The organism is Microbacterium sp. Au-Mic1 (assembly GCF_021341785.1).
Classification (GTDB): domain Bacteria; phylum Actinomycetota; class Actinomycetes; order Actinomycetales; family Microbacteriaceae; genus Microbacterium.
On sequence record NZ_JAJTTF010000001.1, the window covers coordinates 431,349 to 455,930 of the forward strand.

31 protein-coding genes are annotated in these 24,582 nt (G+C 68.7%); 17 read left to right on the forward strand and 14 right to left on the reverse strand.

All coding sequences use genetic code 11. The annotated features are described in order from the left end of the window. The first annotated feature begins 1 nt into the window (after position 1). On the forward strand, positions 2-1,591 hold the full coding sequence (lnt, locus tag LXM50_RS02110; RefSeq protein WP_233309447.1) for an apolipoprotein N-acyltransferase: 1,590 nt from the start codon (positions 2-4) through the stop codon (positions 1,589-1,591). Here the strand turns inward: lnt and LXM50_RS02115 are convergent. From LXM50_RS02115 to LXM50_RS02130, 4 genes are all read right to left on the reverse strand, one after another. Continuing rightward, positions 1,588-1,971 carry an RNA polymerase-binding protein RbpA gene (locus LXM50_RS02115; protein WP_233309448.1) on the reverse strand — a complete coding sequence of 128 codons (384 nt, stop codon included), beginning with the start codon at positions 1,969-1,971 and terminating at the stop codon, positions 1,588-1,590. The two genes, lnt and LXM50_RS02115, sit on opposite strands and share 4 nt — an antisense overlap. A 154-nt stretch (positions 1,972-2,125) precedes the next feature. Continuing rightward, entirely contained in the window at positions 2,126-2,899 is a 774-nt protein-coding gene (locus LXM50_RS02120) for a glycerophosphodiester phosphodiesterase family protein (RefSeq protein ID WP_233309449.1), read from the reverse strand. After that, positions 2,896-3,903 (reverse strand): SPFH domain-containing protein, encoded by a 1,008-nt coding sequence (locus tag LXM50_RS02125; protein ID WP_233309450.1) that lies wholly within the window; start codon positions 3,901-3,903, stop codon positions 2,896-2,898. The genes LXM50_RS02120 and LXM50_RS02125 overlap by 4 nt, the downstream gene beginning before the upstream one ends. 21 nt (positions 3,904-3,924) lie before the next feature. Further along, positions 3,925-4,401 carry an NfeD family protein gene (locus LXM50_RS02130; protein ID WP_233309451.1) on the reverse strand — a complete coding sequence of 159 codons (477 nt, stop codon included), beginning with the start codon at positions 4,399-4,401 and terminating at the stop codon, positions 3,925-3,927. 135 nt (positions 4,402-4,536) lie between these two features. Here LXM50_RS02130 and LXM50_RS02135 point away from each other — a divergent pair, with 135 nt between their 5' ends. Beyond that, positions 4,537-5,301, forward strand: a complete 765-nt coding sequence (locus LXM50_RS02135; RefSeq protein WP_233309452.1) for an SDR family oxidoreductase — start codon at positions 4,537-4,539, stop codon at positions 5,299-5,301. A gap of 69 nt (positions 5,302-5,370) precedes the next feature. On the opposite strand, the gene LXM50_RS02140 is transcribed toward LXM50_RS02135, so the two are convergent. Continuing rightward, positions 5,371-5,955: an HdeD family acid-resistance protein gene (locus LXM50_RS02140; RefSeq protein ID WP_233309453.1), complete on the reverse strand. Its 585-nt coding sequence runs from the start codon at positions 5,953-5,955 to the stop codon at positions 5,371-5,373. Between the two features lie 124 nt (positions 5,956-6,079). Between LXM50_RS02140 and LXM50_RS02145 the strand changes: the two genes are divergently transcribed. From LXM50_RS02145 to LXM50_RS02175, 7 genes are all read left to right on the forward strand, one after another. Further along, a complete protein-coding gene (locus LXM50_RS02145) occupies positions 6,080-6,517 on the forward strand; it encodes a helix-turn-helix transcriptional regulator (RefSeq protein ID WP_233309454.1) in 438 nt (145 codons plus the stop codon). Between the two features lie 10 nt (positions 6,518-6,527). Beyond that, entirely contained in the window at positions 6,528-6,938 is a 411-nt protein-coding gene (locus LXM50_RS02150; protein WP_233309455.1) for a VOC family protein, read from the forward strand. A 90-nt stretch (positions 6,939-7,028) separates the two neighbouring features. Further along, entirely contained in the window at positions 7,029-9,383 is a 2,355-nt protein-coding gene (locus tag LXM50_RS02155; RefSeq protein WP_233309456.1) for an excinuclease ABC subunit UvrA, read from the forward strand. A gap of 13 nt (positions 9,384-9,396) precedes the next feature. Beyond that, entirely contained in the window at positions 9,397-10,215 is an 819-nt protein-coding gene (locus tag LXM50_RS02160) for a TrmH family RNA methyltransferase (protein ID WP_233309457.1), read from the forward strand. A gap of 462 nt (positions 10,216-10,677) precedes the next feature. Next, a complete protein-coding gene (locus tag LXM50_RS02165) occupies positions 10,678-11,028 on the forward strand; it encodes a YnfA family protein (RefSeq protein WP_233309458.1) in 351 nt (116 codons plus the stop codon). A gap of 152 nt (positions 11,029-11,180) precedes the next feature. Next, positions 11,181-11,519 (forward strand): helix-turn-helix transcriptional regulator, encoded by a 339-nt coding sequence (locus LXM50_RS02170; protein ID WP_233309459.1) that lies wholly within the window; start codon positions 11,181-11,183, stop codon positions 11,517-11,519. Next, on the forward strand, positions 11,516-12,217 hold the full coding sequence (locus tag LXM50_RS02175) for a cation diffusion facilitator family transporter (RefSeq protein ID WP_233309460.1): 702 nt from the start codon (positions 11,516-11,518) through the stop codon (positions 12,215-12,217). The genes LXM50_RS02170 and LXM50_RS02175 overlap by 4 nt, the downstream gene beginning before the upstream one ends. 14 nt (positions 12,218-12,231) lie before the next feature. On the opposite strand, the gene LXM50_RS02180 is transcribed toward LXM50_RS02175, so the two are convergent. The 8 genes from LXM50_RS02180 to LXM50_RS02215 all read right to left on the reverse strand — a co-directional run bounded on the left by LXM50_RS02180 (position 12,232) and on the right by LXM50_RS02215 (position 16,960). Beyond that, the gene (locus tag LXM50_RS02180) at positions 12,232-12,957 is read right to left on the reverse strand and encodes an SDR family oxidoreductase (protein WP_233309461.1); all 726 of its coding nucleotides are present in this window, start codon (positions 12,955-12,957) and stop codon (positions 12,232-12,234) included. A 17-nt stretch (positions 12,958-12,974) separates the two neighbouring features. Continuing rightward, positions 12,975-13,289: a carboxymuconolactone decarboxylase family protein gene (locus tag LXM50_RS02185; protein ID WP_233309462.1), complete on the reverse strand. Its 315-nt coding sequence runs from the start codon at positions 13,287-13,289 to the stop codon at positions 12,975-12,977. Positions 13,290-13,293: 4 nt separating this feature from the next. Continuing rightward, on the reverse strand, positions 13,294-13,479 hold the full coding sequence (locus LXM50_RS02190) for a hypothetical protein (RefSeq protein WP_233309463.1): 186 nt from the start codon (positions 13,477-13,479) through the stop codon (positions 13,294-13,296). Further along, positions 13,476-14,336 (reverse strand): helix-turn-helix transcriptional regulator, encoded by an 861-nt coding sequence (locus LXM50_RS02195; protein WP_233309464.1) that lies wholly within the window; start codon positions 14,334-14,336, stop codon positions 13,476-13,478. The genes LXM50_RS02190 and LXM50_RS02195 overlap by 4 nt, the downstream gene beginning before the upstream one ends. Before the next feature lie 57 nt (positions 14,337-14,393). After that, entirely contained in the window at positions 14,394-15,278 is an 885-nt protein-coding gene (locus tag LXM50_RS02200) for an aldo/keto reductase (RefSeq protein WP_233309465.1), read from the reverse strand. A 127-nt stretch (positions 15,279-15,405) separates the two neighbouring features. Continuing rightward, positions 15,406-15,609, reverse strand: coding sequence for a cold-shock protein (locus LXM50_RS02205; RefSeq protein ID WP_233309466.1), 204 nt, complete (start codon positions 15,607-15,609; stop codon positions 15,406-15,408). A gap of 425 nt (positions 15,610-16,034) precedes the next feature. Then, complete coding sequence (locus LXM50_RS02210; RefSeq protein WP_233309467.1) at positions 16,035-16,394, reverse strand: hypothetical protein; 360 nt, start codon at positions 16,392-16,394, stop codon at positions 16,035-16,037. A 32-nt stretch (positions 16,395-16,426) separates the two neighbouring features. Further along, positions 16,427-16,960 carry a GNAT family N-acetyltransferase gene (locus LXM50_RS02215; protein ID WP_233309468.1) on the reverse strand — a complete coding sequence of 178 codons (534 nt, stop codon included), beginning with the start codon at positions 16,958-16,960 and terminating at the stop codon, positions 16,427-16,429. Positions 16,961-17,026: 66 nt separating this feature from the next. Between LXM50_RS02215 and LXM50_RS02220 the strand changes: the two genes are divergently transcribed. From LXM50_RS02220 to LXM50_RS02230, 3 genes are all read left to right on the forward strand, one after another. Further along, a complete protein-coding gene (locus LXM50_RS02220) occupies positions 17,027-17,809 on the forward strand; it encodes a class I SAM-dependent methyltransferase (protein WP_233309469.1) in 783 nt (260 codons plus the stop codon). A 190-nt stretch (positions 17,810-17,999) separates the two neighbouring features. Beyond that, positions 18,000-18,803, forward strand: a complete 804-nt coding sequence (locus LXM50_RS02225; RefSeq protein ID WP_233309470.1) for an alpha/beta fold hydrolase — start codon at positions 18,000-18,002, stop codon at positions 18,801-18,803. 50 nt (positions 18,804-18,853) lie between these two features. After that, on the forward strand, positions 18,854-19,444 hold the full coding sequence (locus tag LXM50_RS02230; RefSeq protein ID WP_233309471.1) for a hypothetical protein: 591 nt from the start codon (positions 18,854-18,856) through the stop codon (positions 19,442-19,444). A gap of 20 nt (positions 19,445-19,464) precedes the next feature. Here the strand turns inward: LXM50_RS02230 and LXM50_RS02235 are convergent, their stop codons facing one another. Continuing rightward, a complete protein-coding gene (locus LXM50_RS02235) occupies positions 19,465-20,208 on the reverse strand; it encodes an SUMF1/EgtB/PvdO family nonheme iron enzyme (protein WP_233309472.1) in 744 nt (247 codons plus the stop codon). Positions 20,209-20,249: 41 nt separating this feature from the next. On the opposite strand from LXM50_RS02235, the gene LXM50_RS02240 reads away from it, so the two are divergent. The 5 genes from LXM50_RS02240 to LXM50_RS02260 are packed head-to-tail and all read left to right on the forward strand — an operon-like array spanning position 20,250 to position 24,570. Next, positions 20,250-20,759 (forward strand): DUF2127 domain-containing protein, encoded by a 510-nt coding sequence (locus tag LXM50_RS02240; protein ID WP_233309473.1) that lies wholly within the window; start codon positions 20,250-20,252, stop codon positions 20,757-20,759. Positions 20,760-20,769: 10 nt separating this feature from the next. Continuing rightward, complete coding sequence (locus tag LXM50_RS02245) at positions 20,770-21,342, forward strand: dihydrofolate reductase family protein (protein WP_233309474.1); 573 nt, start codon at positions 20,770-20,772, stop codon at positions 21,340-21,342. A gap of 54 nt (positions 21,343-21,396) precedes the next feature. Beyond that, positions 21,397-22,836: an adenosylhomocysteinase gene (locus LXM50_RS02250; protein WP_233309475.1), complete on the forward strand. Its 1,440-nt coding sequence runs from the start codon at positions 21,397-21,399 to the stop codon at positions 22,834-22,836. Continuing rightward, positions 22,833-24,146 (forward strand): amidohydrolase family protein, encoded by a 1,314-nt coding sequence (locus LXM50_RS02255; protein ID WP_233309476.1) that lies wholly within the window; start codon positions 22,833-22,835, stop codon positions 24,144-24,146. The genes LXM50_RS02250 and LXM50_RS02255 overlap by 4 nt, the downstream gene beginning before the upstream one ends. Then, positions 24,139-24,570 carry a cupin domain-containing protein gene (locus tag LXM50_RS02260; RefSeq protein WP_233309477.1) on the forward strand — a complete coding sequence of 144 codons (432 nt, stop codon included), beginning with the start codon at positions 24,139-24,141 and terminating at the stop codon, positions 24,568-24,570. The genes LXM50_RS02255 and LXM50_RS02260 overlap by 8 nt, the downstream gene beginning before the upstream one ends. Positions 24,571-24,582 lie beyond the last annotated feature (12 nt).

A 24,582-nucleotide genomic window follows, 5' to 3' on the forward strand; every position in this document is an offset into this window, starting at 1 on the left:
CGTGACCACCCGCACCATCACGCCACCCGAGGCACGCGCCGCAGCCCCCGCACCCCGCCCTGTGCTCCCGCTCTGGGCGGCGCTGCTCGCCGCGGCGGCGGCCGGCGGACTCCTCAACCTGGCGTTTCCCGCACTCTCGATCTGGATCGCGGCCTTCCCCGCCGTGGCGCTCCTGCTGGTCGCACTGATCGGCCGCCGCACCTGGTCCGCCCTGCTGGTCGGCTTCGTGTACGGGGCGGTGTTCTACCTGGTCCTCGTCTCGTGGACGGCGCGCTATCTCGGTCCCGTTCCGTGGCTCGCGCTCGGTCTCCTCGAGGCGGCTCTGACAGCGGTCGCTCTGGTTCCGGTGACGCTCGCATATCGATGGATCCCCGTCCTCGTCCGTCCGGGTCTGCTCCGCGCCGGCGCGGTGTCCGCGGTGGTGGCTGCGCTGTGGATCGGCCGCGAACTGTTCCTCGGGAACTGGCCGTACGGCGGATTCCCGTGGGCGCGCATCGCCTACACGATGTCCGACACGGCGGCGGCGCGGGTGACGAGCTGGATCGGGATCAGCGGGCTCGGCTTCCTCATGGTGCTCCTCGTCGCGCTCCTGGTCGAGGTCGCACGCAGGGGACGGCGCCCGCGCGCGGCGGCGCTCGTGATGCCCGCAGCGCTCGTCGCGCTGCTCGCCTTCCTGCCGGCCTTCCCGACGTCGGCGAACGGCACGATGCGCATCGGCGCGGTGCAGGGCAACGGTCCGACCGGGTACTTCGACGAACGGGAACCGCTCGCCGTGCTGAATGCGCAGACGGCGGCGACGGAGCCCCTGTTCGGCAAGCGCATGGATCTCCTGGTCTGGCCGGAAGGCGGCCTCGATGGGGACCCGTTCCAGTACCCTGTGCTCGCCGATGCGCTCGATGAGATCTCTGCGCGCGTGCACGCACCGATCCTCGCGAACGCGGCCACGCAGAAGGGCGATCTGTTCTACAACACCTCGTTCCTGTGGCCGGCCGACAACCACCGTTCACTGGCGAGGGACGATGTGCAGACCCACGCCAAGCGCCACCCGGTGCCGTTCGGGGAGTATGTGCCCGATCGGGCGTTCTTCAACGCGATCGTGCCGGATCTCATCGGCCTGATCGGACGCGAATACACGCCGGGTACGGATGCGCCGGTCGTCCGCGTCGGAGACACCCCCGTGGGGCTTGCGATCTGCTTCGACGTGATCTATGACGAACTGATCGCGCAGGGGATCGACTCCGGCGCGCAGGTCCTCGTCTTCCAGACCAACAACGCCGACTTCCGCGGCACGGTGGAGAATCTGCAGCAGCTCGGGATCGCGCGCATGCGTGCCGTCGAGACCGGGCGGGCGGTCGTGAACATCTCCACGGTCGGAACCAGTCAGGTGATCCGCGCAGACGGCTCGACGCAGGCCTCGCTGAACGAGGATCGCCCCGGTGCGCTGCTCGAGGATGTCGAGCTGCACACCGGGGCGACCGCGGGTGTTGTCATCGGGCCCTGGCTGGAGCAGATCCTGCTGTGGGGCGGGTTGCTCCTGGTCGTCGTGGCGGGCGTGCTCGCCCGCATACGACGGGGCCGGTGGGTGGCTTAGGCGCCGATCCTCTCGCGGGTCGGGTCCTCGCCGGCACCGCGACGCGCGCGGATGAACGCGAGGCGCTCCTCCAGGAGCTCCTCCAGCTCCGCACGGGTGCGGCGCTCCAGAAGCATGTCCCAGTGCGTGCGTCCGCTCTTGTCGCCGTCCTCCGCGATCTCGACGGACTTGCCGTCGATCTGAAGTCGGGCATCGGCGCCGCACGTGCGGCACTCCCAGGTTGCCGGCGGCTCTGCGTCGGCCGCGAACATCAGGGTGGTCACGTGGCCGCAGGAGTCGCAGGAGTATGCGGTCTGCTGGCGTTCCATGAAGACGACGCCCTCTTCGCTCTGAAGGCTCTGGGCGCCGAGTCGGATTCCTCGAAGGCTGCGATCTGCCATTGTGTGGTCCTCTCGTCGCCCTCAGGTATATCGGCCCGGGCTGTGCAGAAGGTGCGAAGGGGGCAAACCATGAACGCTTTCACAGTCGATACCCAGCCCAGGAGCGCACGGCGCGAGAGATGGGACCGGATCCGCAGAACCGTGGGACTGGATCTCAGCGCGGGGAGAGGGTCCTGATCGCCACGTCCGCGCGGTCCGTGACGATGCCGTCGGCGCCGGCGGACACCAGCGTCCGCATGCGCTCGGGGTCGTTCACGGTCCACACGTGCACCTCGACCCCGGCGTCGTGCGCGGCGCGGACGAGTGCCGGGGTGAACACGCGCAGCGCGCCGAACCGCTCGGGGATCTGCACGGCGTCCAGTCCCCGCAGGACCCGACGGGCCACCCCGCGCAGACGCAGCGCGGATGCGAGGAGGAGCAGCGCGATCGCGGTCCGCCCTCCCGAGGACGCCGGCAGCACATCGGCACCGGCCTCCGCGGCGGCTTCCAGCGCGGCCCGGCGATTGCGGTCGTCGAAGCTGGTGAGGAGGACCCGGTGCCCGTGGGCGGCGACTGCGCGCCCCACGTCCCCTGCAGCTGCACGCGACTTCACATCGACGTTGAACCGCAGCAGAGGGAAGGACTCGAGGGCGTCGGCGAGCGTGAGCAGGCCGCCGTGGGCGGCGAACAGCTTGACGAGCTCGGCCGTCGGGACCTCGGCCACGGGACGGGGATCTCCGAGCAGACGTTGCAGCGTCTCGTCGTGGAACAGCACGGCGTCACCGTCGGCGGTGGCCCGGCAGTCGGTCTCCACGTACTCCGCACCGGCGGCGTCGGCGGCGGCGAGGGCGAGGGCGGAGTTGTCGAACACGGACGAGTCCTCGCCCACCAGACCGCGGTGAGCGAGGACTCGCGGCGCCGAGGCGCCCTGGAAGTACGGGTGGGTCACGCGGCGCCGTCTGAGGCGGGTGCGGGAGCCACGGCAGGGGAAGCCGCCGCGCGCGTGGTCGGGACGGCCGGCGCCACGGGGGCGTTCGGGGTGAAGGGCGTGGATCCGCCGGAACCCGGCGTGAACGCGCCGCCGAAGTTCTTCAGCGCTTCCGTGAACTCGCTCGGGATGATCCACAGCTTGCTGGATGCGCTCTCGCTGATCTTCGGCAGCATCTGCAGGTACTGGTACGCGAGCAGCTTGTCGTCGGGCTGGCCCTGGTGGATGGCGTTGAAGACGTTCTGGATCGCCTCCGCCTCGCCCTCGGCGCGCAGCACGGCGGCCTGCTTCTCGCCCTCGGCGCGGAGGATGTCCGCCTGCCGCTGACCTTCGGCCTCCAGGATCTGCGACTGCTTGGTGCCCTCCGCGGTGAGGATCGCCGCGCGACGGTCGCGCTCGGCGCGCATCTGCTTCTCCATCGAGTCCTGGATGGAGACGGGCGGGTCGATGGCCTTCAGCTCGACGCGCCCGACCCGGATGCCCCACTTGCCGGTCGCCTCGTCGAGAACGATGCGCAGCTGGCCGTTGATGTTGTCGCGGCTGGTCAGCGCTTCCTCGAGGTTCAGACCGCCGACCACGTTGCGCAGTGTGGTGGTCGTCAGCTGCTCGACTGCGCCGAGGTAGTTGGCGATCTCGTAGGTCGCGGCGCGGGCGTCGGTCACCTGGAAGTACACGACCGTGTCGATCGACACCACCAGGTTGTCCTCGGTGATCACGGGCTGCGGCGGGAACGAGACGACCTGCTCGCGCATGTCGATGAGGGGGCGCAGACGGTCGATGAACGGCACGAGCAGGTTCAGGCCCGGCATCAGGGTCTTGTGGTACCTGCCGAGCCGCTCGACGACCCCGGCGGTGGCCTGGGGGATGATCCTGACCGATCGGGCGATGGTCACCAGCACGAAGATGATGACGGCGATCGCCAGGATCCATCCGATGGCGGTGGGGATGAAGGACGCACTGTCCATGAAGGGCTGCTCCTGTTTCTCCTAGACGTGGGCGGAACGGACGTATGCGGTGGCGCCTTCGATCCGCTCCACCGTCACCGGGGCGCCGGGGGAGAGGGGCGCGATGACGGGAGCCTCCGAGGCGAGACGGGCGGTCCAGGTTTCGCCGTTGCTCAGCTTGACCTGCCCGGTGAGCGACGTGACCTCGAGCAGCACGGTACCGTGCAGTCCGATCAGTGCGTCGACGTTCGAGCGGGTCTGGTCCTCGCCGCGATGAAGACGGCGCAGCAGCGGCGGTCGCAGGACGAAGATGAGCAGCACGGACGCGAGGGCGGCGATGATCACCTGCACCCAGACCGGCCATCCCGTGAGCGTCGAGAGCAGGCCCACCGCGGAGCCGAGCCCGAGCATGAGGAAGGTCATGTCGAGCGTGAAGATCTCGATGACGAAGAACAAGACCATGAGGACCAGCCAGCCGATCCACGCCGAGTCCTGGAACATCTGCAGGATCGTGTCCATACCGCCCCTTCTTTTTGCCAACCTATCACGCGGTCAGCGTGCCCTCACCGCGTCACTCGCCGCGGAATCACGCGGATTGGTAGGGTGTTCTGGTCCCACCCGCGCGCCGCGTGCGCACCCTCTCGAGGAGTCCTCGTGTCTCAGACCCTTCCCGCCGATTCGCTGACCGGCAAGGTCGCCCTCGTCACCGGATCCTCCCGTGGCATCGGCGCCGACACGATCCGGTACTTCGCTGAGGCCGGGGCGGACGTCGTCATCAACTTCCGCAACAAGGCACCCCGCGCGGAGAAGCTCGCGGGCGAGGTGCGAGCGCTCGGCCGCCGCGCTCTGGTGGTCGGTGCCGATCTGACCGACCCGGCGTCGGTCGCCGAGATGTTCGACGCGGTCAAGGCGGAGTTCGGCGGACTGGACGTGCTGGTCCTGAACGCCTCCGGCGGCATGGAGGCGAACATGGGCGAGGACTACGCGCTGCGCCTCAACCGCGATGCGCAGGTCAACGTGCTGGAGACCGCACTGCCGCTGCTGCGCGAGGGCGGGCGCATCGTCTTCGTGACGAGCCACCAGGCGCACTTCATCCGCACCACGCCGACCATGCCCGAGTACGAGCCGGTGGCGCTCTCCAAGCGCGCGGGCGAGGACGCGCTGCGCGAGCTGATCCCGGCGGTCGAGGCGCAGGGCGTCGAGTTCGTCGTCGTCTCGGGCGACATGATCGAGGGGACCATCACCGCCACACTGCTGGAACGGGCCAATCCCGGCGCGATCTCCCAGCGGCGCGAGTCGGCGGGACGTCTGTACAACGTTGCGGAGTTCGCCGCCGAGGTCGCGCAGGCCGCCGTCGAGCCGGTCCCGGCCGACCACACGCGGCTGATCGGCGACGTCAGCGGGTTCGTCGCCGAATAGGCGTCGAAGACGCCGAAAGCGGCCCGGAGCCTCAGAGGCTCCGGGCCGCTTTCGCGTGGATCCGAGGGATCAGACTCCCGCGGCCGCGGCTACGGCCTTCGCGTCCTTGCCGATGGTGATCGCGCGCACGATCTGCGCGATGCCGAGCACCACGAGCGAGATCGCCAGGAACAGCCAGAAGAACGGCACGGCGGCCAGTCCGAGGCTGATCACCGCGATGCCGGCGATGATGCTGAGCAGGGCGTAGAGCAGGGTCCAGGTCTTCGACCCGTCCGTGCCCATGAGCGTCAGAGAGATGACGCCGTCGAAGATCCAGCTCACGCCGATGAAGATCACCGTGACGAGGGCGAAGGCGATCGCGGCGGTCTGGATGTTCGTGAACGCGATGACGCCCGCGACGATGTACAGGAGACCGAGCACGATGTGACCGATCCGGGCCCAGCCGGACTTGCCGGCGCTGAAGATGCCGAGCCCGATGTAGACGACACCGGCGACGATCAGATAGGCGGCGATGATGCCGGTGAGGACGAACGCGGTCTTGACCGGCCACACCAGCATGACGATGCCTGCGATGAGGGCGATGACGCCCGAGACGGCGAGGAAGACTCGGAGCGACTTCACGAGGCTCTTCGCTTCGGAAACTGCTTCGGACATGAGGATGACCCTTTCTGAGTAATCCCTGGGAATTGGGGATGCCCTCACTGTACAGCGGCACCTGTGAGAGTGCCCGGATCTGGGGATTCCGTGTCCCTTGGCCCCCTCGTGCGAGGATCGTGAGATGAATCCGGCCGCTGACGACGATCGCCTGCGCGATCTCGCGGCCCTGCGGAAGGTGCGCGACCGCATCGACCGGGAGTACGCGCAACCGCTCGACGTCGAGGCCCTCGCGGCAGGGGTGCACATGTCGGCGGGGCACCTGAGCAGGCAGTTCAAGCTGGTCTACGGCGAGCCGCCGTACTCGTATCTGATGACGCGCAGGATCGAGCGGGCCATGGCCCTGCTGCGCCGCGGCGACGTGTCGGTGACGGAGGCGTGCTTCGCCGTCGGGTTCCAGTCGCTGGGCACGTTCAGCACCCGATTCTCCGAGCTCGTCGGCGTCTCGCCGAGTCGCTACCGCGCGGATCCCGGTCTGGGACCGGGGATCCCGTCATGGATAGAGAAGCAGGCGACCAGACCGATCAGGAATCGAGAAGCCCCGCAGGATCCTCCGGCGTAGCGTGAGCGGCATGGACATCATGATCAACGCCAGCTTCCTCCCGCACACCGACGCCGAGGAGTCGCTGCGCTTCTACCGCGACGTGCTCGGCTGGGAACTGCGCAAGGACGTCGGCTATCAGCAGATGCGCTGGCTCACCGTAGGACCGGCGAATCAGCCCGACACCTCGATCGTGCTCACGCCTCCCGCCGTGGACCCCGGCATCAACGACGACGAGCGACGCACGATCCTGGAGCTCATGGCGAAGGGCAGCTTCGGCGGCGTGGTGCTCGCCACGGAGAACGTGGATGCGGCGTTCGCTGAGATCGAGGCGCGCGGCGCGGACGTCGTGCAGGAGCCGATCGACCAGCCCTACGGGATCCGCGACTGCGCGTTCCGCGACCCGGCGGGCAACATGATCCGTCTGCAGCAGGTCGCCTGAACCCTGCGCGGTGCCTGCGACGACGTCGGGGCGCACCGCTATCCTTTGACGCGCCCCTTGCCGTCCCGTCCGATACGGAGAGACACGCCGATGACCGAGCAGCACGTCGCCGACACCCACGATGCGATCCGGGTGCAGGGCGCCCGTGAGAACAACCTCAAGGACGTCTCGATCGAGCTGCCGAAACGCCGACTGACGGTGTTCACGGGGGTGTCCGGCTCCGGCAAGAGCTCTCTCGTCTTCGATACGATCGCCGCCGAGTCCCGGCGCATGATCGACGAGACCTACAGCGCCTTCGTCCAGGGGTTCATGCCGTCGGTGCCCCGCCCGGACGTCGACGTGCTCGAGGGTCTGACCACCGCGATCCTCGTCGATCAGGAGCGCCTCGGTGCGAACCCGCGCTCGACCGTCGGCACCGTCACCGACGCGAACGCGATGCTGCGGATCCTGTTCTCGAAGCTCGGAACCCCCTACATCGGCGGGCCGACGGCGTTCTCCTTCAACATCCCGACGCAGAAGGCCAGCGGCGTGATGACCGGCCCCGGCGGCGAGAAGAAGATCGTCAAGGATGCGATCTACCTCGGCGGCATGTGCCCGCGATGCGAAGGCAGGGGAGCGGTGTCCGATCTGGATCTCACGCAGATCGTCGACGAGACCAAGTCGCTGAACGATGGTGCGATCATGGTGCCGGGTTATACGGCGGACGGCTGGATGGTGCGCCAGTTCGCCGAGTCGGGCTTCTACCCGGCGGCGAAGCCGGTCTCGACGTTCACGGAGAAGCAGCGCCAGCTGTTCCTGTACGGCGAGATCACCAAGGTCAAGATCAACGGGATCAACATCACGTACGAGGGGCTCATCCCGAAGATCACGAAGTCCATGCTGTCGAAGGACATCGACGCCCTGCAGCCGCACATCCGCGCCTTCGTCGAGCGGGTCGCGACGTTCGCCGTCTGCCCGGAGTGCGACGGCACGCGCCTCACCGAGGGGGCGCGGTCCTCGAAGATCGACGGCGTGAGCATCGCGGACGCCTGCCGCATGCAGGTGACGGATCTCGCGGCGTGGGTGCGATCGCTCGACCTGCCGGGCGCGGGACCACTGCTCGACGCGCTGCGGGCGAACCTCGATGCCTTCGTCACCCTGGGTCTCGGCTACCTCTCGCTGGAGCGGCCCAGCGGCACGCTGAGCGGGGGAGAGGCGCAGCGGATCAAGATGCTCCGCCACCTGGGATCCTCGCTCACCGATGTCACCTACGTGTTCGACGAGCCCACGATCGGGCTGCATCCGCACGACATCCAACGAATGAACGGCCTCCTCGAACGCCTGCGGGACAAGGGCAACACGGTTCTCGTGGTCGAGCACAAGCCCGAGACCATCGCGATCGCCGACCATGTGGTCGACCTCGGGCCCGGCGCGGGAAGCGCCGGCGGCGAGATCTGCTTCGAGGGCACGGTCGAGGGGCTGCGGGCCAGCGGCACGCTCACCGGACGGCATCTCGATGACCGAGCGGCTCTCAAACCGGAGGTGCGCGAGCGCACCGGGGCGATCGAGGTGCGCGGCGCCACGACGAACAACCTGCGGGATGTCGACATCGACGTGCCACTCGGGGTCCTGACGGTCGTGACAGGTGTCGCGGGCTCGGGCAAGAGCTCGCTGATCCACGGTTCCGTGGCCAAGGGCGAGGGCGTCATCTCGATCGATCAGACCTCGATCAAGGGCTCGCGACGCAGCAACCCCGCCACGTACACGGGGCTGCTGGAGCCGATCCGAAAGGCGTTCGCGAAGGCGAACGGCGTGAAGCCGGCGCTGTTCAGCGCGAATTCCGAGGGCGCTTGCCCGACGTGCAAGGGGGCAGGCGTGATCGTCACCGAGCTGGGCTTCATGGACACTGTGGAGAGCCCCTGCGAGGATTGCGGCGGTAAGCGCTTTCAGGCGGCTGTTCTCCAGTACAAGCTCGCCGGCAAGGACATCACCGAGGTGCTGGACATGCCGGTCGCGCAAGCGCACGAGTTCTTCCGCGGGGGAGAGGCCAAGATCCCCGCCGCGGTGACGATCCTGAGCCGCCTCGAGGACGTCGGGCTCGGCTACCTCTCGCTGGGTCAGCCGCTGTCGACGCTGTCCGGTGGAGAGCGTCAGCGCATCAAGCTCGCGACGCAGATGGCCGACGGCGCCGCGACGTACGTGCTGGATGAGCCGACGACCGGCCTGCACCTGGCGGATGTGCAGAACCTGCTGGGGCTGCTGGACCGTCTGGTCGACTCCGGCAAGTCGGTGATCGTGATCGAGCACCACCAGGCCGTGATGGCGCATGCCGACTGGATCATCGACGTCGGTCCGGGTGCCGGCCACGACGGCGGGCGCATCGTCTACGAAGGCACCCCGGCCGACCTGGTGGCGGCGAAGTCGACCGTGACGGGCGAGCACCTCGCCGCCTACGTCGGCGCCTGAGAGGAGATCCACCATGGCGGACCTTCGGATCACGACGCGCAACTCGCGGTTCCAGCTGCTCGAGGCGCTGACGCGCAACCGCAACCACCGTTCACGCGAGCATCGGTTCGTCGTGCAGGGTGTGCGTCCGATCTCCCAGGCGGTCGAGCATGGCTGGACGATCCTCACTGTGATCCACGACGCGCAGCGCACGCTGTCGCCGTGGGCGCGGGAGATGGTGCAGCGGGCGCCGGAGACGATCGCGATGAGCTCGGCGCTGCTGGCTGAGCTGGCCGACAAGGACGAGGGCGCCACGGAGATCATCGCCGTCGTGAGGATGCCCTCGGATGAGCTGTCGCGGATCCCGGTGCCGCGGGACTTCCTGGGGATGGTGTTCGACCGCCCCACGCAACCCGGCAACATCGGATCCATCCTGCGCTCGATGGACGCGCTCGGCGGGCACGGCCTGATCGTCTCGGGGCATGCGGCGGATCCGTACGATCCGAAGTCGGTCCGCGCGTCGACCGGGTCGCTGTTCGCGACGCCCGTGGTACGGGCGGCCTCGGGTGGTCCGGTGTTCGACTGGGTGCGAGAGGTTCGGGCACACGGCACGCCGCTCACGCTGGTCGCGACCGACGAGCACGGCGACGTGGATGTGTGGGACTACGACTTCACCCAGCCTTCGCTGGTGCTGATCGGCAACGAGACGACCGGATTGGCGCGCGGGTGGCGAGACGCCGCGGACGTGATCGTGCGCGTGCCGATGAGCGGATCCGCGAGCTCGCTGAACGCCTCGAGCGCCGCCACGCTGATGCTCTATGAGGCGGTACGGCAGCGGGCGGCGACCAGGTGATCGGCAGAACGCGATAACGACGCCGCGCTGTTATGTCAGCTTCGGGTTCCTTTCCCAGGCGGAGTGCTGCGGGGAAGAGCTCCGCCCGGGCGATGATGCGATTCAGGCTCAGGCTCAGGCTCGTCGGCGTGGATCTGGAGGGTCGAACAGTTGGATCTTGTGGGGCGCCTCGTGGGCGTCGCCGCTGACAGCGCGCTGGACCAGCGTGGCGTGATGGCTGTGCCGCAGCCACGCAGGCGTACGCGTGCAGAGCGGAATGAGTCCCTGGGATCGCCCACAGCAGGCCGTACAGTGCAATCGCACGATTCAGATGAGTTCCGCGATTTCGTTCGGGATATCGCCGATAATGCACATTATGTCAGTACGCGGAGCACGTGTCCTCGACGATCCGCAAATGGATCTGGTGGCCTTGCTCCCCTGCTGCCGACTCATCGCCATCCGCGCAGGTGGCAGGCTGGCAGCATGACGGCCGCTCGAATCATCATCCTGTTCCTCGTCGCGGCTGCTGCTGAGATCGGCGGAGCATGGTTGATCTGGCAGGCGGTGCGCGAGAATCGCGGTTGGTGGTTGGCGCTCCTCGGCATCGTGGCCCTCGGCGCCTACGGGTTCGTCGCGGCGTTCCAGCCTGATGCCAACTTCGGGCGCGTGCTGGCCGCGTATGGCGGGATCTTCGTCGCAGGATCCTTGGCCTGGGGAATCATCGTCGACGGGTTCAAGCCCACGCAGTGGGACTACGTCGGCTCGGCGATCTGCCTTCTGGGTGCCGGCATCATCATCTTTGCGCCGATGCTCAGCTCCTCGACGGTCGAGTGACCTGTCCCCCAGGTGTCTCCAGGGTGTCTCTGGTGATCGCTGTGCTCGGCGTCGGGCAGGGCGCAGGCGGCACGGGCCACGGCTTTCGGGCGGGGGGCTTCCCTCGAAGATACACAATCTCGTTAATTCACGCCTGTGTGTACTATTGACCCATGCCCACTCCCCTCGCCGCAGCGACGCACACGGCTGCCCTGGCGCGTCTCGGACACGCGCTGTCCGATCCCACGCGGGCCGGTGTGCTGCTGGCGCTCCGTGAATCGCCCCGGTACCCCTCCGACCTTGCGGAGGCTCTGGGTGTTTCACGTCAGGTGATGTCGAACCAGCTTGCCTGCTTGAGAGGCTGCGGACTCGTCGAGGCGATTCCCGACGGCCGGCGCACCTGGTACCGGCTCGCGGATTCGCATCTCGCGCCGGCACTCGATGAGTTGATGCGCGTGGTGCTCTTCGTCGAGCCGGGGTGCTGTGCCGGAGAGAGCTGCAACTGCGCATGAGTGGCACAGCTGCTCGCCTCACGGTCGACCGCCGTCACCGGCTCCAGCGACGCATCCGCTGGATCGTGGCCGCGACCATCGGTTACAACGTCGTGGAGGCCGCCGTGGCGATCTCCGCCGGCACGGTTGCGTCCTCCACGGCGCTCATCGGATTCGGTCTGGACTCCACGATCGAAGTGCTCTCGGCGGCGGCGGTCGCATGGCAGTTCACCCGCCGTGATCCGGAGAGGTGGGAGAAGGGGACGCTGCGCGTCATCGCCGTCGCCTTCTTCGCCTTGGCCGCGTACGTCACCACCACGTCGGTACTGGCGCTGCTCGGCCGTGTCGATGTCCAACACTCGACTCTCGGCATCGTCATCACCGCGCTGAGCGTGCTCGTCATGCCGTTCCTGTCTCTCGCGGAACGGCGTGCGGGCCGTGAACTCGGCTCAGCGACCGCCATCGCGGACTCCAAGCAGACGCTCATCTGCACTTACCTTTCCGGGGCCGTCCTGGTCGGGCTCGTGCTGAACAGCCTGTTCGGGTGGTGGTGGGCGGATCCGATCGCAGGGCTCGTCATCGCCGGATTGGCCGTCCGAGAGGGCGTCGAAGCGTGGCGGGGGGACGCCTGCGCGACGTCAGTCGGGATGATCCTCGAAGACGACCACGACGACCACGACGACCACGACGACGCGCCGCCCGCGCCGCCCGCGCGGTAGGCGCGGTCGCTCGTTCAGATCTGTCCCGCCGGGCGGAGCAGGATCTCGTTGATCGCGAGGTGCCTCGGTCGGCTGATCGCGAAGGCGATGACTTCGGCGATGTCGTCCGCCGTGACCTCGGCGTGGCTGTACAGCTCGTTGACGGCGGCGTTCGTGTCCGCATGGGTGATGTGGGTCGGCAATTCGGTCGCGACCACGCCGGGCTCGATCAGCGTGACCCGCACGTCCGGAAGGAGTTCCTGGCGAAGGGATTCGGACCAGCCGTTGATCCCCCATTTGGTCGCGGCGTAGACGCCGTTGCCGGCACGCGCAGTACGCCCCGCGACCGAGGAGATGTTGACGATGTCGGCCGCGCCGCTGGTCTTGAGCTGATCCAGGAACACCTCGGTGGCCGAGATCGCGCCGAGGAGGTTGACTTCGATCATCGCGCGGTAGTCGTCGCGCTGCGCGGTCGCGAAGGGGCCGAGCAGCATGATCCCGGCGTTGTTCACGAGGACGTCCGCTCCCCCGAGAGCGGCGACGTGGTCAGCTGCCGCACGGAGCGCATCGTGGTCGGTGACGTCGGCGGATATGGCGGTGGCTCGGTCGCCGAGCTCGTCGGAGAGGGCGGTGATCCGGTCAGTGCGTCGAGCGAGGAGGACGACGTGATGGCCCGTGGCGTGGAGGGCCCGGGCCGTGGCGGCGCCGATGCCGGAGGATGCGCCGGTGATGACAGCGATCGGAGCGGTCGTGGAGGCCATGCGGGTTGGTCCTTCGGTCAGTCGGTGAAGACGGTTTTGGCGATCTGGATCGCTGACATGGCTTTGGGCCAGCCGGCGTAGAACGCGAGGTGGATGATCGCTTCCTTCACCTCGTCTTCGGTGAGCCCGTTGTCGCGGGCGAGGCGGAGGTGATTGGGCAGCTGCTCGAATGCGCCGCTCGCGACGAGCGCGGCGACGGTGACGAGGCTGCGGTCGCGTCGGTTCAACTCGGGTCGGGCCCAGACGTCGCCGAACAAGACGGTGTCGGTGAGTTCGACCAGCTTGGGGGCGAAGTCGCCGATCGCCCGCTGCGCAGGGGTGGGATCAGTCATGGGGTCAGTCCTTCTCGGCTGCCCGTGCAGCCTCGCGGTATTCCTGGTCGGTGACGTGCTCGGCCCAGGTGACGGCCGGTCCATCACCGTGGGGCAGATCGCCACTGGGGATCGGGGGGACCTGCACCTCCCCCGTGAACCTCGCCGCCGGGCCCTTGCTGCTCGACGGATCCCCCTGCAGGCGCATCACGACACTGCTCGGGAGGTCGAGGCGAGGCTGCCGAGCAATTGCAGTCGTTCGGCGCTGGGCGACGCAGGGTCGACGGTGCAGGCGTACATGACGAGCCCGTCGCTGCCGGGAAGGTCGAAGGCTTCGTAGTGGAACTGGAGGTCGCCGACGACCGGATGGTTGATGCGCTTGGTGCCGGAGCGGTGGAAGCGGACGTCGTGCGCGGCCCACATGGTGCGGAACGTGTTGCTGCGGGTGACGAGTTCGCCGATGAGATCGGTGAGTGCTCTGTCGTGGGGGTTCTGGCCCGCGGCGATGCGCAGCGTCGCGACGATGCTGCGGGCGCCCGCCTCCCAGTCCGGGTAGTAGGTCCGGGCGAAGGGGTTGAGGAAGACGAACCGGGCGTTGTTGCGGCCGTTCGCGGGATCATCGATGATCGGTGCGAACACGGCGGCGCCGAGCACGTTCGTCGCGAGGAAGTCCTTGCACGGGTTCGTCACGTACACCGGGGTGTCGATGATGGTGTCGAGGAAACGCTGCAGGGTCGGTCGCACCGACGCTTCCACCCTCGGTTTCCTCCTTCGCACTACCCCGACCGGTGCAGCTGCAGCGGCCAGGTCCTGCAGGTGGGAGATCTCCGCATCGTCGAGCCGCAAGGCGCGGGCGAGGGCGTTGAGGACCTCCGGGGAGACGCCGGAGAGGTTTCCGCGCTCCATCTTGGCGTAGTAGTCCACGCTCATTCCGGCGAGCATCGCGACCTCCTCCCGCCGCAGACCTGCGACGCGGCGGCGGCCGCCGCCGATGATCCCCGCCTGCTCCGGGGTGAGACGTGCACGACGGGTCATCAGGAACTCGCGCACCTCGCTCTGATTGTTCATGTGTTCATGTTCCGTCTCTGGAGCCGGGGAGAGAGGACACAGCCTCTCCCCCGCGTTTCAAGCTTCGGGGATGTCCCGACCGAACGCCTCGAGCGTGATCATCTCCGGTTCCGGGCCACCACGCACGCCCCGGTCGAGCGCATCGATACGGCGCAGCTCATCACCCGTGAGCTCGAAGTCGAACACGTCGAAGTTCTCCGCGATGCGGCCGGCCTTGACGGACTTGGGGATCGCGGAGCGCCCCTCCTGCAGATGCCACCGCAGCATCACCTGTGCCGCACTCTTCCCGTACCTGCCCGCGATCTCGAGGATCGACGGGTCGGTGAACGTGCTCATGCCGCCCTCGCCGCGGTAGGACGTGATTCCACCGATCGGAGACCAGGCCTGGGTGAGGATCCCGTGCTCGGCGTTGGCTGACTGCACGACCGGCTGGGTGAAGAACGGGTGCACCTCGACCTGGTTCACCGCCGATACCACGTCGGTCTCCGCAAGCAGGGCATTCAGGTGGATGGGCATGAAGTTGCTGATCCCGATCGCGCGAACCCGGCCGTCCTTGTACAGCCGCTCGAGGGCCCGGTACGCGTCGAGAGTTCTGTCGAACTCGCCCGGAAGCGCCTGGTGCAGCAGGAGTAGGTCGATCCGGTCGACGCCGAGCTTGCGGGCGCTCTTGTCGAACGCGTGCAGGGTGCGGTCGTAGCCGTAGTCGCTGATCCAGATCTTCGTCTCGATGAAGACATCGTCACGGGCGACGCCGGACTCGCGGATCGCATCGCCGACTCCGCGTTCGTTCGCATATGCGGCCGCGGTGTCGATCAGCCGGTACCCGGTCGCAAGGGCCGTGGCGACGGCGTCCCTGGTCTCGTCGGGCGGCGTCTGGAAGACGCCGAAGCCGAGGGCCGGCATGATGACGCCGTTGTTCAGGGTGAGAGTGCGGGTGCTCATGAACTCGACCGTAGGCCTGCCGAAAACGGATGAACAGGGACTGTCAGTACATGGATAACCTCGCGCCCAGAAGAAAGCGGGCGTCCCGGCATGTGACTGCCGGGACGCCCGCTCGCTGCCGTGAGGCTCAGATCACCTGGATGTTGGCGGCCTGCATGCCCTTGGGGCCACGCTCGGAATCGAACGAGACCTTCTGGTTCTCCTCGAGGTTGCGGTAACCGTCGCCCGTGATCGCGCTGAAGTGCGCGAAGACGTCAGCGGTGCCGTCGTCGGGGGCGATGAATCCGAAGCCCTTTTCGGTGTTGAACCATTTGACGGTGCCAGTGGCCATGTCGTCGTTCCTTCTTGTCTGGGACCCGTTGAACGGTCCGCGAATCCGCGACGATGCCGTCGGGAAATCTGGGGTGGCGCCGTTCGGCGCTCGGTGTCGGCCACGATCAGACGTGTCGGCCGGGCTCCACATGGGTCTCGGCGCCGGCGTGGGCGACGAGACGGAAGTGGGAACAGCAGGAGAGATCAGAGAACCAACCGGTGGGGAGCGCATCACGATGGCTGACGCAACCAGAGTCACTGAACTGAATACCCGCTCGGCCGATGTCCGAGCCCAGAAGCTGGTCCGGAGCAGAACCCCGGCAGAAACCACAACTTCAACAACCTGGGCACAACCCTATCCCCTCCAGGCTGAACATCGGCCCGAAGTCCCGGGGCTCTGGTGCCACAGGATCCGGGAACGCGCGCACCGCGCCGACGCGCGGATCATGCCGGGCCGTCGGGAAAGGCCAGATCGTAGGCGCGTGCGAGCTTCTTCGGCACGACCATGCGCCAGGCGTCGACCACGAACTCGCGGGCCTCGCCCGGCTCGAGCGCCGCGAGGTCGGATCGCACCCAGTGGAACCGCATGTCCGATGGCGACGGCAGCTGGAACTTCTCGGGCTGGCCCCCGACAAGCCCCTCGCGCAGCTCCTTCGGGAAGCCGAACTCCATGATGCGCTCGTCGGCCGAGAAGGCGACGTACACGAGCTGTCCCACCCGGAACTTCAGCCGCCCGCGGACGTAGACCTCGTAGGAGCGCTCCAGTGCGGATCCGAGTGCCCGCACGTCCTCGATCGTCGCCATGCGCAACCTCCTCCGGCTCGACGATAGGCCGATCAGCGCGAGATCTCGCGCATCGTCATGAGCGAGCGGCCGTGCGCATTCTCGGCGATCACCGTCCCGGTCTCGACGAATCCGAGCTTCTCAAGAGCGCGGCGCGACGCGATGTTCCAATCCCACACGCTCGCCCACAGCCGGGCTATGCCCGCGTCGCCGGCCCAGCCGATGACGGCGCCGCCGGCTTCCGTTGCATACCCGCGGTTGTGCGTGGAGCGCAGCAGTTCGAACGCGAGCTCCGGCCGATCGCCCTCCGCATCCCAGACCACGCCGCAGTATCCGATCGGTTCGCCGCTCTCCTTCTGCACGACGGTCAGCAGTCCCAGGCGCGCAGGGCCGCGCCGCCGCTGACGGATGTCATCGACGATCTCGGCCTCTGTCGGATGCCCGTCCGCGTCGAGTCTGCGGTGCGCGGGAACCCGCTCGTCACGCTCGGTCCACAACCGATGGAACACGGCGGCGTCCTGCACCCGCTGCGGCCGCAGGACCAAGCGGTCGGTCGTCAGCGTCGTCGCACGCGGGTCTACGGGCATGGCCTCATCATCGCACCGCTCGCGCACGCCCCGTGCTCCCGAGTGCCGTCGTGTGAGGATCGACGCATGACGGATCGTGCACGGACTCAGGACGGCAGCGCGGGTGACGCGGACTACGGGCTCATCGGCGGGACTTACAGCGACTTCCGGCGGCCGGATCCTCGGATCGCGGCGATCGTGCGTGACGCTCTCGGCGACGCGCAGTCGGTGCTCAACGTCGGTGCGGGTGCGGGCGGCTATGAGCCGGTCGGCCTGGACGTCACGGCGGTCGAACCGTCCGCGAGCATGCGCGCGCAACGACCGGCCCACCTCGCCCCTGCGCTCGACGCCGTCGCAGAGTCGCTGCCCTTCACCGATGCTTTCTTCGACGCGGCGATGACGACCTTCTCCGTGCACCAGTGGGCGGATCTGCCGGCGGGGCTGGCGGAGATACGACGGGTCACCCGCGGTCCGGTCGCGATCCTCACCTGCGATCCGGATCTGCTGGACCGGTTCTGGCTCGTCGAATACGCGCCCGAGGTCATCGAGACCGAACGACGACGCTATCCCTCCTTGGCGGCGCTGGCCGACGGACTCGGCGGCAGCGTCACCGTCGAGCCGGTGCCCATCCCGCTGGACTGCACCGACGGGTTCAACGAGGCCTACTACGGGCGCCCCGAGGCGCTGCTCGATGCCGGTGCACGGGCGGCCTGCTCGGCCTGGAGCTTCGTGAGCCCGACGAGCGCGGAGGACTGCGCCGATCGCCTCCGCCGAGCGCTCGACTCGGGTGAGTGGGATCGCCGACACGGCGAGTGGCGCCACAGGGCGAGGTTCGAGGGGTCGCTCGTCCTCGTCCGCGCCCTCCCCTGACTTCCCGAGCGCCCCGAGGAGGAATAGCCTGCCGCCAGGATCATCCGTCTCCGGGAGGCACGTGATGCGGTGCAGGGGCGTGACGTCGGTCGCCGCGGTGCTGATGTTCGTGCTGTTGTGCGGCTGTGCCCCGATGCCTCCCGGCGCGCCCGCCTCGTCCCCGTCCTCCGCCCCCGATCGCGGAGGAATGGTGCGCATCTCGACGTCGCGAGAGGTGTTCCTGACCTGTCGCGGATCCGGCTCCCCGACTGTCGTCCTGATCTCCGGCACGGGCGGTGCGGCCGACGAGTGGACGACGCTGCCGCGCCCGCAGACGCCGCTCACGACAGCCACCCCCGCAGCAGACCCCACCGCCGTGCTGCCCTCGCTCTCCGCGGACGTGCGCGTCTGCGCCTATGATCGCCCCGGCACGATCCGCGAGGACGGAGCGACGTCCCCGTCGACGCCCGTGACGCAGCCGACGACGGCGGAGGACGGTGTCCGCGATCTCCGAGATCTGCTCCGCGCCGCCGGCGAGGACGGTCCGCTCGTCCTGGTCGGTGCGTCCTGGGGCGGCTTGATCGCGCAACTCTTCACGCGCGAGGACCCGCAGCGCGTCGTCGGTCTGGTCCTCGTCGATTCGGCGTCCACCTGGCTCGCCCAGACGTTCAGCCCTGCGCAATGGCGGGCCTGGATGGCCGTCATCGCCGCGGCCCGTACGGATGGCACCGCGGAGAGCCCCGCTTACGACCCGACGATGCAGGAGTTCGCCGCAGCCGCACCGGTGCCCGACGTGCCGACCACCGTGCTCTCCTCGGATCAGCCGTGGGACCTCGGGGTGACGCCCGGCGCGTCGACCTGGCCCGGATGGCTGGCCGCGCAGGACGATCTCGCACGCTCATGGCACGCGACGCATGTCAGCACGACGAACAGCGGCCACGGGATCCAGGTGGAGCGGCCCGCCCTGGTCGTGTCGGCGATCCGTGACGTGCTCGAGAGCGTACGCGGACAGTGACGTGCCGACGGATTCCGCTGGAGGCATGTGGTCCGTGTCACGATGACGACATGCACAGGTCGAGGACGACCCGGATCATCGGGGCGCTGATGGTGGGGGCGTGCGCAGCGCTCATCTCCGGTTGTGCGGCGTGGTCGCCCCAGGCGGATGCGGAGCGCAGCGCGCGACAGGGGCTCGCGGCCATGGTCGAGAAGTCCCAGGATCAGATCTGGCAGTTCCGGGCACTTCTGTCGCGTGATCCTGAATCCGCGCTGCCGGACATCGACGGTCTGGTAGACCTCCGCCTGCACAGCGCGGAAGGATCTTGGCTGCTCACCGACCTCCGCCGAGACGACTCCGGGACAGCGATGACGCTGACGACCTCAGCAGGGGGCGAGTCCGGCGGCGGGCTGTTCTACGCGCAGGTCTCCCTGCGCACATGCTGGACGCTCATCGTCGCGCCCGACGGCACGCGGATCGACACTGAGGCTGCGGACTGCGATGAGGGTGCTGCCGCGGGCCGGGCTCCCGAGCCGCTGAGGGAGGCCACGATCGTGCCGCTCACAGATCTTGAGGTGCGGTCTCACGTCGACGAGACCGACTATCCGGCGCTCCCGTGCCAGTGTTCGAGCGGTGAGGTCTGCGACTGCCCAGGAGGGTGAGCGTCGCTGCGAAGAGGTTGTCAGCGCCGCGGGGTCCACCCCGTCGGCAGCGGGCCCGAGAACAGCGCGCGTTCCTCGTCGGCGGCGAGCGACCAGCCCTGAGCGGCGTCGTGACCGTCGAAGCCGCCGCGCGCGACGCGGAAGCCGAGGTCGTCCTGTGCGGTCCGCGGATCCCCGCCCCTGCGCACCGAGGCACGCACGTTCCACGCGTCGTCGGCGAATCCGCCGCCGCGGAACACCCGGTACTCGCCGTAGCGGGCCGGATCCAGCAGATCCCAGCACCACTCCCACACGTTGCCGAGCGTGTCGAACAGTCCGTTCAGGTTCGGCATCCGCTCCCCCACACGCTGCGGATGCCGTACGCCGTCGGCGGCTGTCCAGGCGATGTCCGGAAGCGGTCCGTAGTGCGGGGTCGTGGACCCGGCGCGGCAGGCGTACTCCCACTCCGCCTCCGTGGGGAGGCGGAATCCATCCGCCGAGACGTCCCAGCGCACCTCCGGTCCGTCGAACCGATATACCGGATCCAGCCCCTCCCACTCCGAGGCGGCGTTGCAGAACCGGACGGCGCGCTGCCAGGAGACGTCCACGGCGGGCTGGTCCGGCCGCTCCGCCGCGATACCGAGGAGCTCGGAGACCTGCTCCTCGGTGACGGCGTAGACACCGATCTCGAACGGCTGCAGGGCCACCTGCCAGCGACGCTTCGTGCGCGCATCATGCAAGCCGACGGTGCCGCCGGGCAGCGCCCGCATCTCGATATCGCTCATCTCAGGGCAGTCTAAGAGACGGTCTTCGTAGCATCGAGCACATGGCCGCGTCCGGACAGCACCGCACCCTCGATCGGGTCTTCGCCGTGAGCATCGTGCTCAAGGGTCTCGACGGCGTCGTAGAGCTCATCGGCGGACTCGCCCTGCTCTTCATCTCGCCGGCCCGGCTGCGCGATTGGCTCGGGGACGTGGTCTCGTTCGTCCTCGTCGGGCACGAGCGCTCCCCCGTGTTCCACTGGGCCATCCATCTGGGCGATTCCTGGGGCACCAGGACGACGCTCTTCGCGGCGGCCTACCTGCTGCTGCACGGGATCATCAAGGTCGTGCTGGTCTGGGCATTGCTGAAGCAGCAGCTCTGGGCGTATCCGTGGATGCTCGCGGCGCTCGGCGTCTTCATCGTCATTCAGGGCTACGAGCTCGTCGTCCACTTCAGCTGGTGGATGCTCGCCCTCACCCTCTTCGACGTCTTCATCGTGGCACTCACCGCTCGCGAGTGGCAGCTGCATCGGAAGCGTCGCGCAGCGGAGGCCGATGTCGGCGGCCACACGTAGGGTCTCCCCCATGACACGCGCGATCTTCTACACCGCCTCGACTGTGAACGGGTTCCTCGCCGACCCGGACGATGCGCTGGACTGGCTTCTGGCGATCCCGCAGGACGAGGCCACGGCCGACATCGCCGCGTTCACGGAACGTGTCGGAGTACTGGTGGAGGGGGCATCGACGTACGAGTGGGTGCGGGGTCACGAGGATCTGATGGAGCACCCCGAGCGCTGGCAGCAGTTCTACGGCGATCGTCCGACGTTCGTCTTCACCCGACGCGAGCGGGAGCGGGTGCCCGGCGCCGACATCCGGTTCGTGCAGGGGTCCGTGATCGAGCACTGGCCGGACATCGTCTCAGCTGCCGCGGGCAAGGATGTCTGGATCGTCGGCGGTGGAGATCTCGTAGGCCAGTTCGTCGACGCGGACCTGCTCGATGAGATCGTCATCACCTTCGCGCCGGTGACGCTCGCCGCGGGGAAGCCACTGCTCCCCCGCGACCTCGATCACACGCGGCTCGAGCTGGTCGGCGTTCGCCGGGCGGGTCCCTTCGCGGAGCTCACCTATCGGCTGCCACGAGCCGCGCGCGACGCGTAGCGCACGTCGTCGCACGGCGCGGGCGGAGCAGGCGGAACGTCTACGCTGAAGCACGTGCCCGACGCCCTTCTGACCGCCGAACGACTCGTGCGGCGGTTCGCCCGTTCGACCAACCTGCTGGTGGCAGGCCGCACTTTCGACGTGGTCGGCGAGGACGAGGTCGCCGACGAGCTGCGCGAGCTTCTGTCCCGGCTGGGTGCACGACTCGGCCAGGGATCGGTGGTCTTCGCGCCGGGGTCGACGACGGAGATCCTGCTGAACGGAGACGCGCTGCCGTGGCGGGCCACCGCAGACGAGCGCATCGACTTCGCGGGCGTGCACATGCCCGTGTCCCGCGGCATCGCCGATGCGCTGCGCGAAGCCGGCACGGTGCGCGGCATCCGGATCGGCATCGCGATGGTGCTCGAGCCGAAGACGGCGCAGCTCGCGCTGCTGCTGCGCGCGGCCGGTGCCGACGTCGCGGTGTACGCGCACCCGGACGAGATCGATCCCGAAGTGGCCGCCGCGCTGCGCGCGCGCGGGATCCCGGTCGACGGGAACCCCGCGCTGTCCGGAGCAGCAGAACGCGACGCTGCCGTCGCATTCCTCCGGCGCGGTCTCGACCTGCTGCTGGACGATGGCTCGCATCTGATCCGGCTGGCTCACGAGCAGGACGCGCTGGGCGACCTGAGGGGCGCTGCGGAGGAGACGACGAGCGGCCTGACCCCGCTGCGCCGGATGGTCGCAGAGGGGGCGCTGCGGATTCCCGTGATCGCCGTCAACGACGCTCCCATGAAGACGGCCTTCGACAACCGTTACGGCACGGGACAGTCGTGTGTGTTCGCCGTCGCTGACGTGCTCGACACCGCCGGGATCTCCGTCCGCGACCAGCCTGCGGTGGTCATCGGCTACGGCCCCGTCGGCGAAGGGGTCGCCGCTCATCTGCGCGCGCTCGGAGCGACGGTGGGCGTCACCGAGACGGATCCGGTCCGCGCGCTCCGCGCGGCGCACGATGGCTACGTCACGGGGCATCTCCGCGACCTCGCGCCGGGCGCGCTGGTCATCTCCGCCACCGGCGCGCCGCACACGATCGACGCCGAGACCCTGCGCGTCGCGGAGATCGTGGCCGTCGCCGGCGGCGTGCCGGGCGAGGTCGATGTCGACGTGGCGGCGCTGCGCCCGGTCGAACGTGCCGGTGCGGTACTCCCGCATCTCGCAAGCGCGGGCGACGGCGGGCTCCTCGTCGCGCGAGGCGGGTGCGTCAATCTCGCCGCGGCGGAGGGCAATCCGATCGAGATCATGGATCTCTCCTTCGCCGTGCAGCTGTCCGCCGTGGCTCAGCTGCTCGCCTCACCGCTCCCGGCCGGCGTGCATCCGTTCCCCGCGGAGGCGGATCAGGCGGTCGCTCGCGCGGCCCTGGCGGTACGGCACGAGGACGTCGATGTCCGCAGCGATGCACAGCGGCTCGCCCAAGACGACTGGCGTTCGCCGCGGTACCGGGAGGCGACGGCATGAGCGGCGTGACTCTGTACTCGGCTGGGCAGGTCTTCCCGATCACCGCCCCGCCGATCGCCGACGGTGCGGTGGCCGTCCAGAACGGCAGGATCCTGCACGTGGGCGAGCGCGCCTGGGTGCAGCGCTCGCTGACCGACCGGGGCATCGCGCCCACCGAAGTGCACTGGCCCGGTGTGCTGATCCCCGGGCTCGTCAACGCGCACACCCATCTCCAGTACACCGGCATGGCCGAGGTCGGGCAAGGCCGCTACCACGGCTTCGAGGACTGGGTCACGGCGTTCGATCCGGTGTACGAGAGCGGAAGGGACTGGGCCGCGGATGCGGCGGAAGGCGCCGCGAAACTGATCCGTACCGGCACGACCGCCGCCGCGGACGTCGTCACCGACAGGTCTGCGGCGTCCGCGCTGCACGATGCCCGTCTGCACGGCATCACCTACTGGGAGGTGATGAGCTGGACCAACGCGGAGTGGGCGCGCACCGGGCGTCGTCAGGTCGAGGACTCGCTGGACGCGCTGCCCACGCCACCGGGCACCGGACTGTCGCCGCACGCCCCGTACTCCCTCGACATCGAACCCCTGCTGGAGATCCCCGACATCGTCCGGGAGCGCGGGAGCCGCATCCACATCCACCTCGGCGAGGCGGCGTTCGAGAGCGAGTTCGCACACGACCAGGCGCACGCCTGGCACACGGCGGGTCTCGCGAGCTTCCAGGAGCTGCGCGACGCCGGCTTCGGCACCAGCGCGACCGAGTTCGTGGACCAGCTCGGTGTGCTCGGCCCCGACTGCCACATCGCGCACGGCGTCTACATGAGCGCCCGTGACCGGGCGATCCTGCGGGAGCGCCACACGAGCGTCGCGCTGTGCCCGCGCTCGAACGCGGTGATCGGTCTGGAGGAGCCGCCGATCGCCGCCTATCTGCGGGAAGGCAATCCCATCGCCGTGGGCACCGACTCGTTGTCCTCGAGCCCTTCCCTCGACCTGCTCGCGGACGTCGCGGAGCTCGCCCGCATCGCCAGATCACAGGGGTACACCGACCGCGATCTGCACGCGCGCCTCCTGAACGCCGCGACCCTGGGCGGAGCGCACGCGATGGGGATCGATGTCGGCCCGGACCGCACCGGCTATCTCGCCGTGGGCGCGCTCGCGGATCTCGCCTTCTTCGACGTCGCGCCGGGTGCCGATGCCGTGGTCGAGCTCGTGGAGTCGGGCGCGGGGCGGTCGGCCGCCACGGTCATCGCTGGCGAGGTGCGTCATGCGACCGCTGCTTTCGAAACCCCTGACCGGCACGCCACGGAGACGCCCCATGTCTGAGTCCATCCCCTCGACCGCGATCCGCCTCGCACTCGAGCCGCACCCCGAGGGCGGCTGGTTCCGCCGGACCTGGACCAGTCCGATCCCCATCGAGACCGCCGGCGGCGCACGTCCCGCGGCGACGTGCATCCACTACCTGCTCATGCCCGACGAGTCCAGCGCCTGGCACGTCGTCTCCAGCGACGAGCTCTGGCTCTGGCACGGTCCGGGTCGCCTCGAGCTCCGTCTCGGGGGCTCCGATGCGGCACCGGGCGACGCCGAGATCATCGTGCTCGGTCCCGACGATGCTGCACAGGCGCTCGTGCCCGCCGGAGTGTGGCAGGCGGCCCGTCCGCTCGATGACAGCGAGGTGCTGGTCTCCTGTTTCGTTTCGCCGGGTTTCGACTTCGCCGACTGGCGTCTCGCCGATTCCTCTACGGTATGAACGGGGCACCTG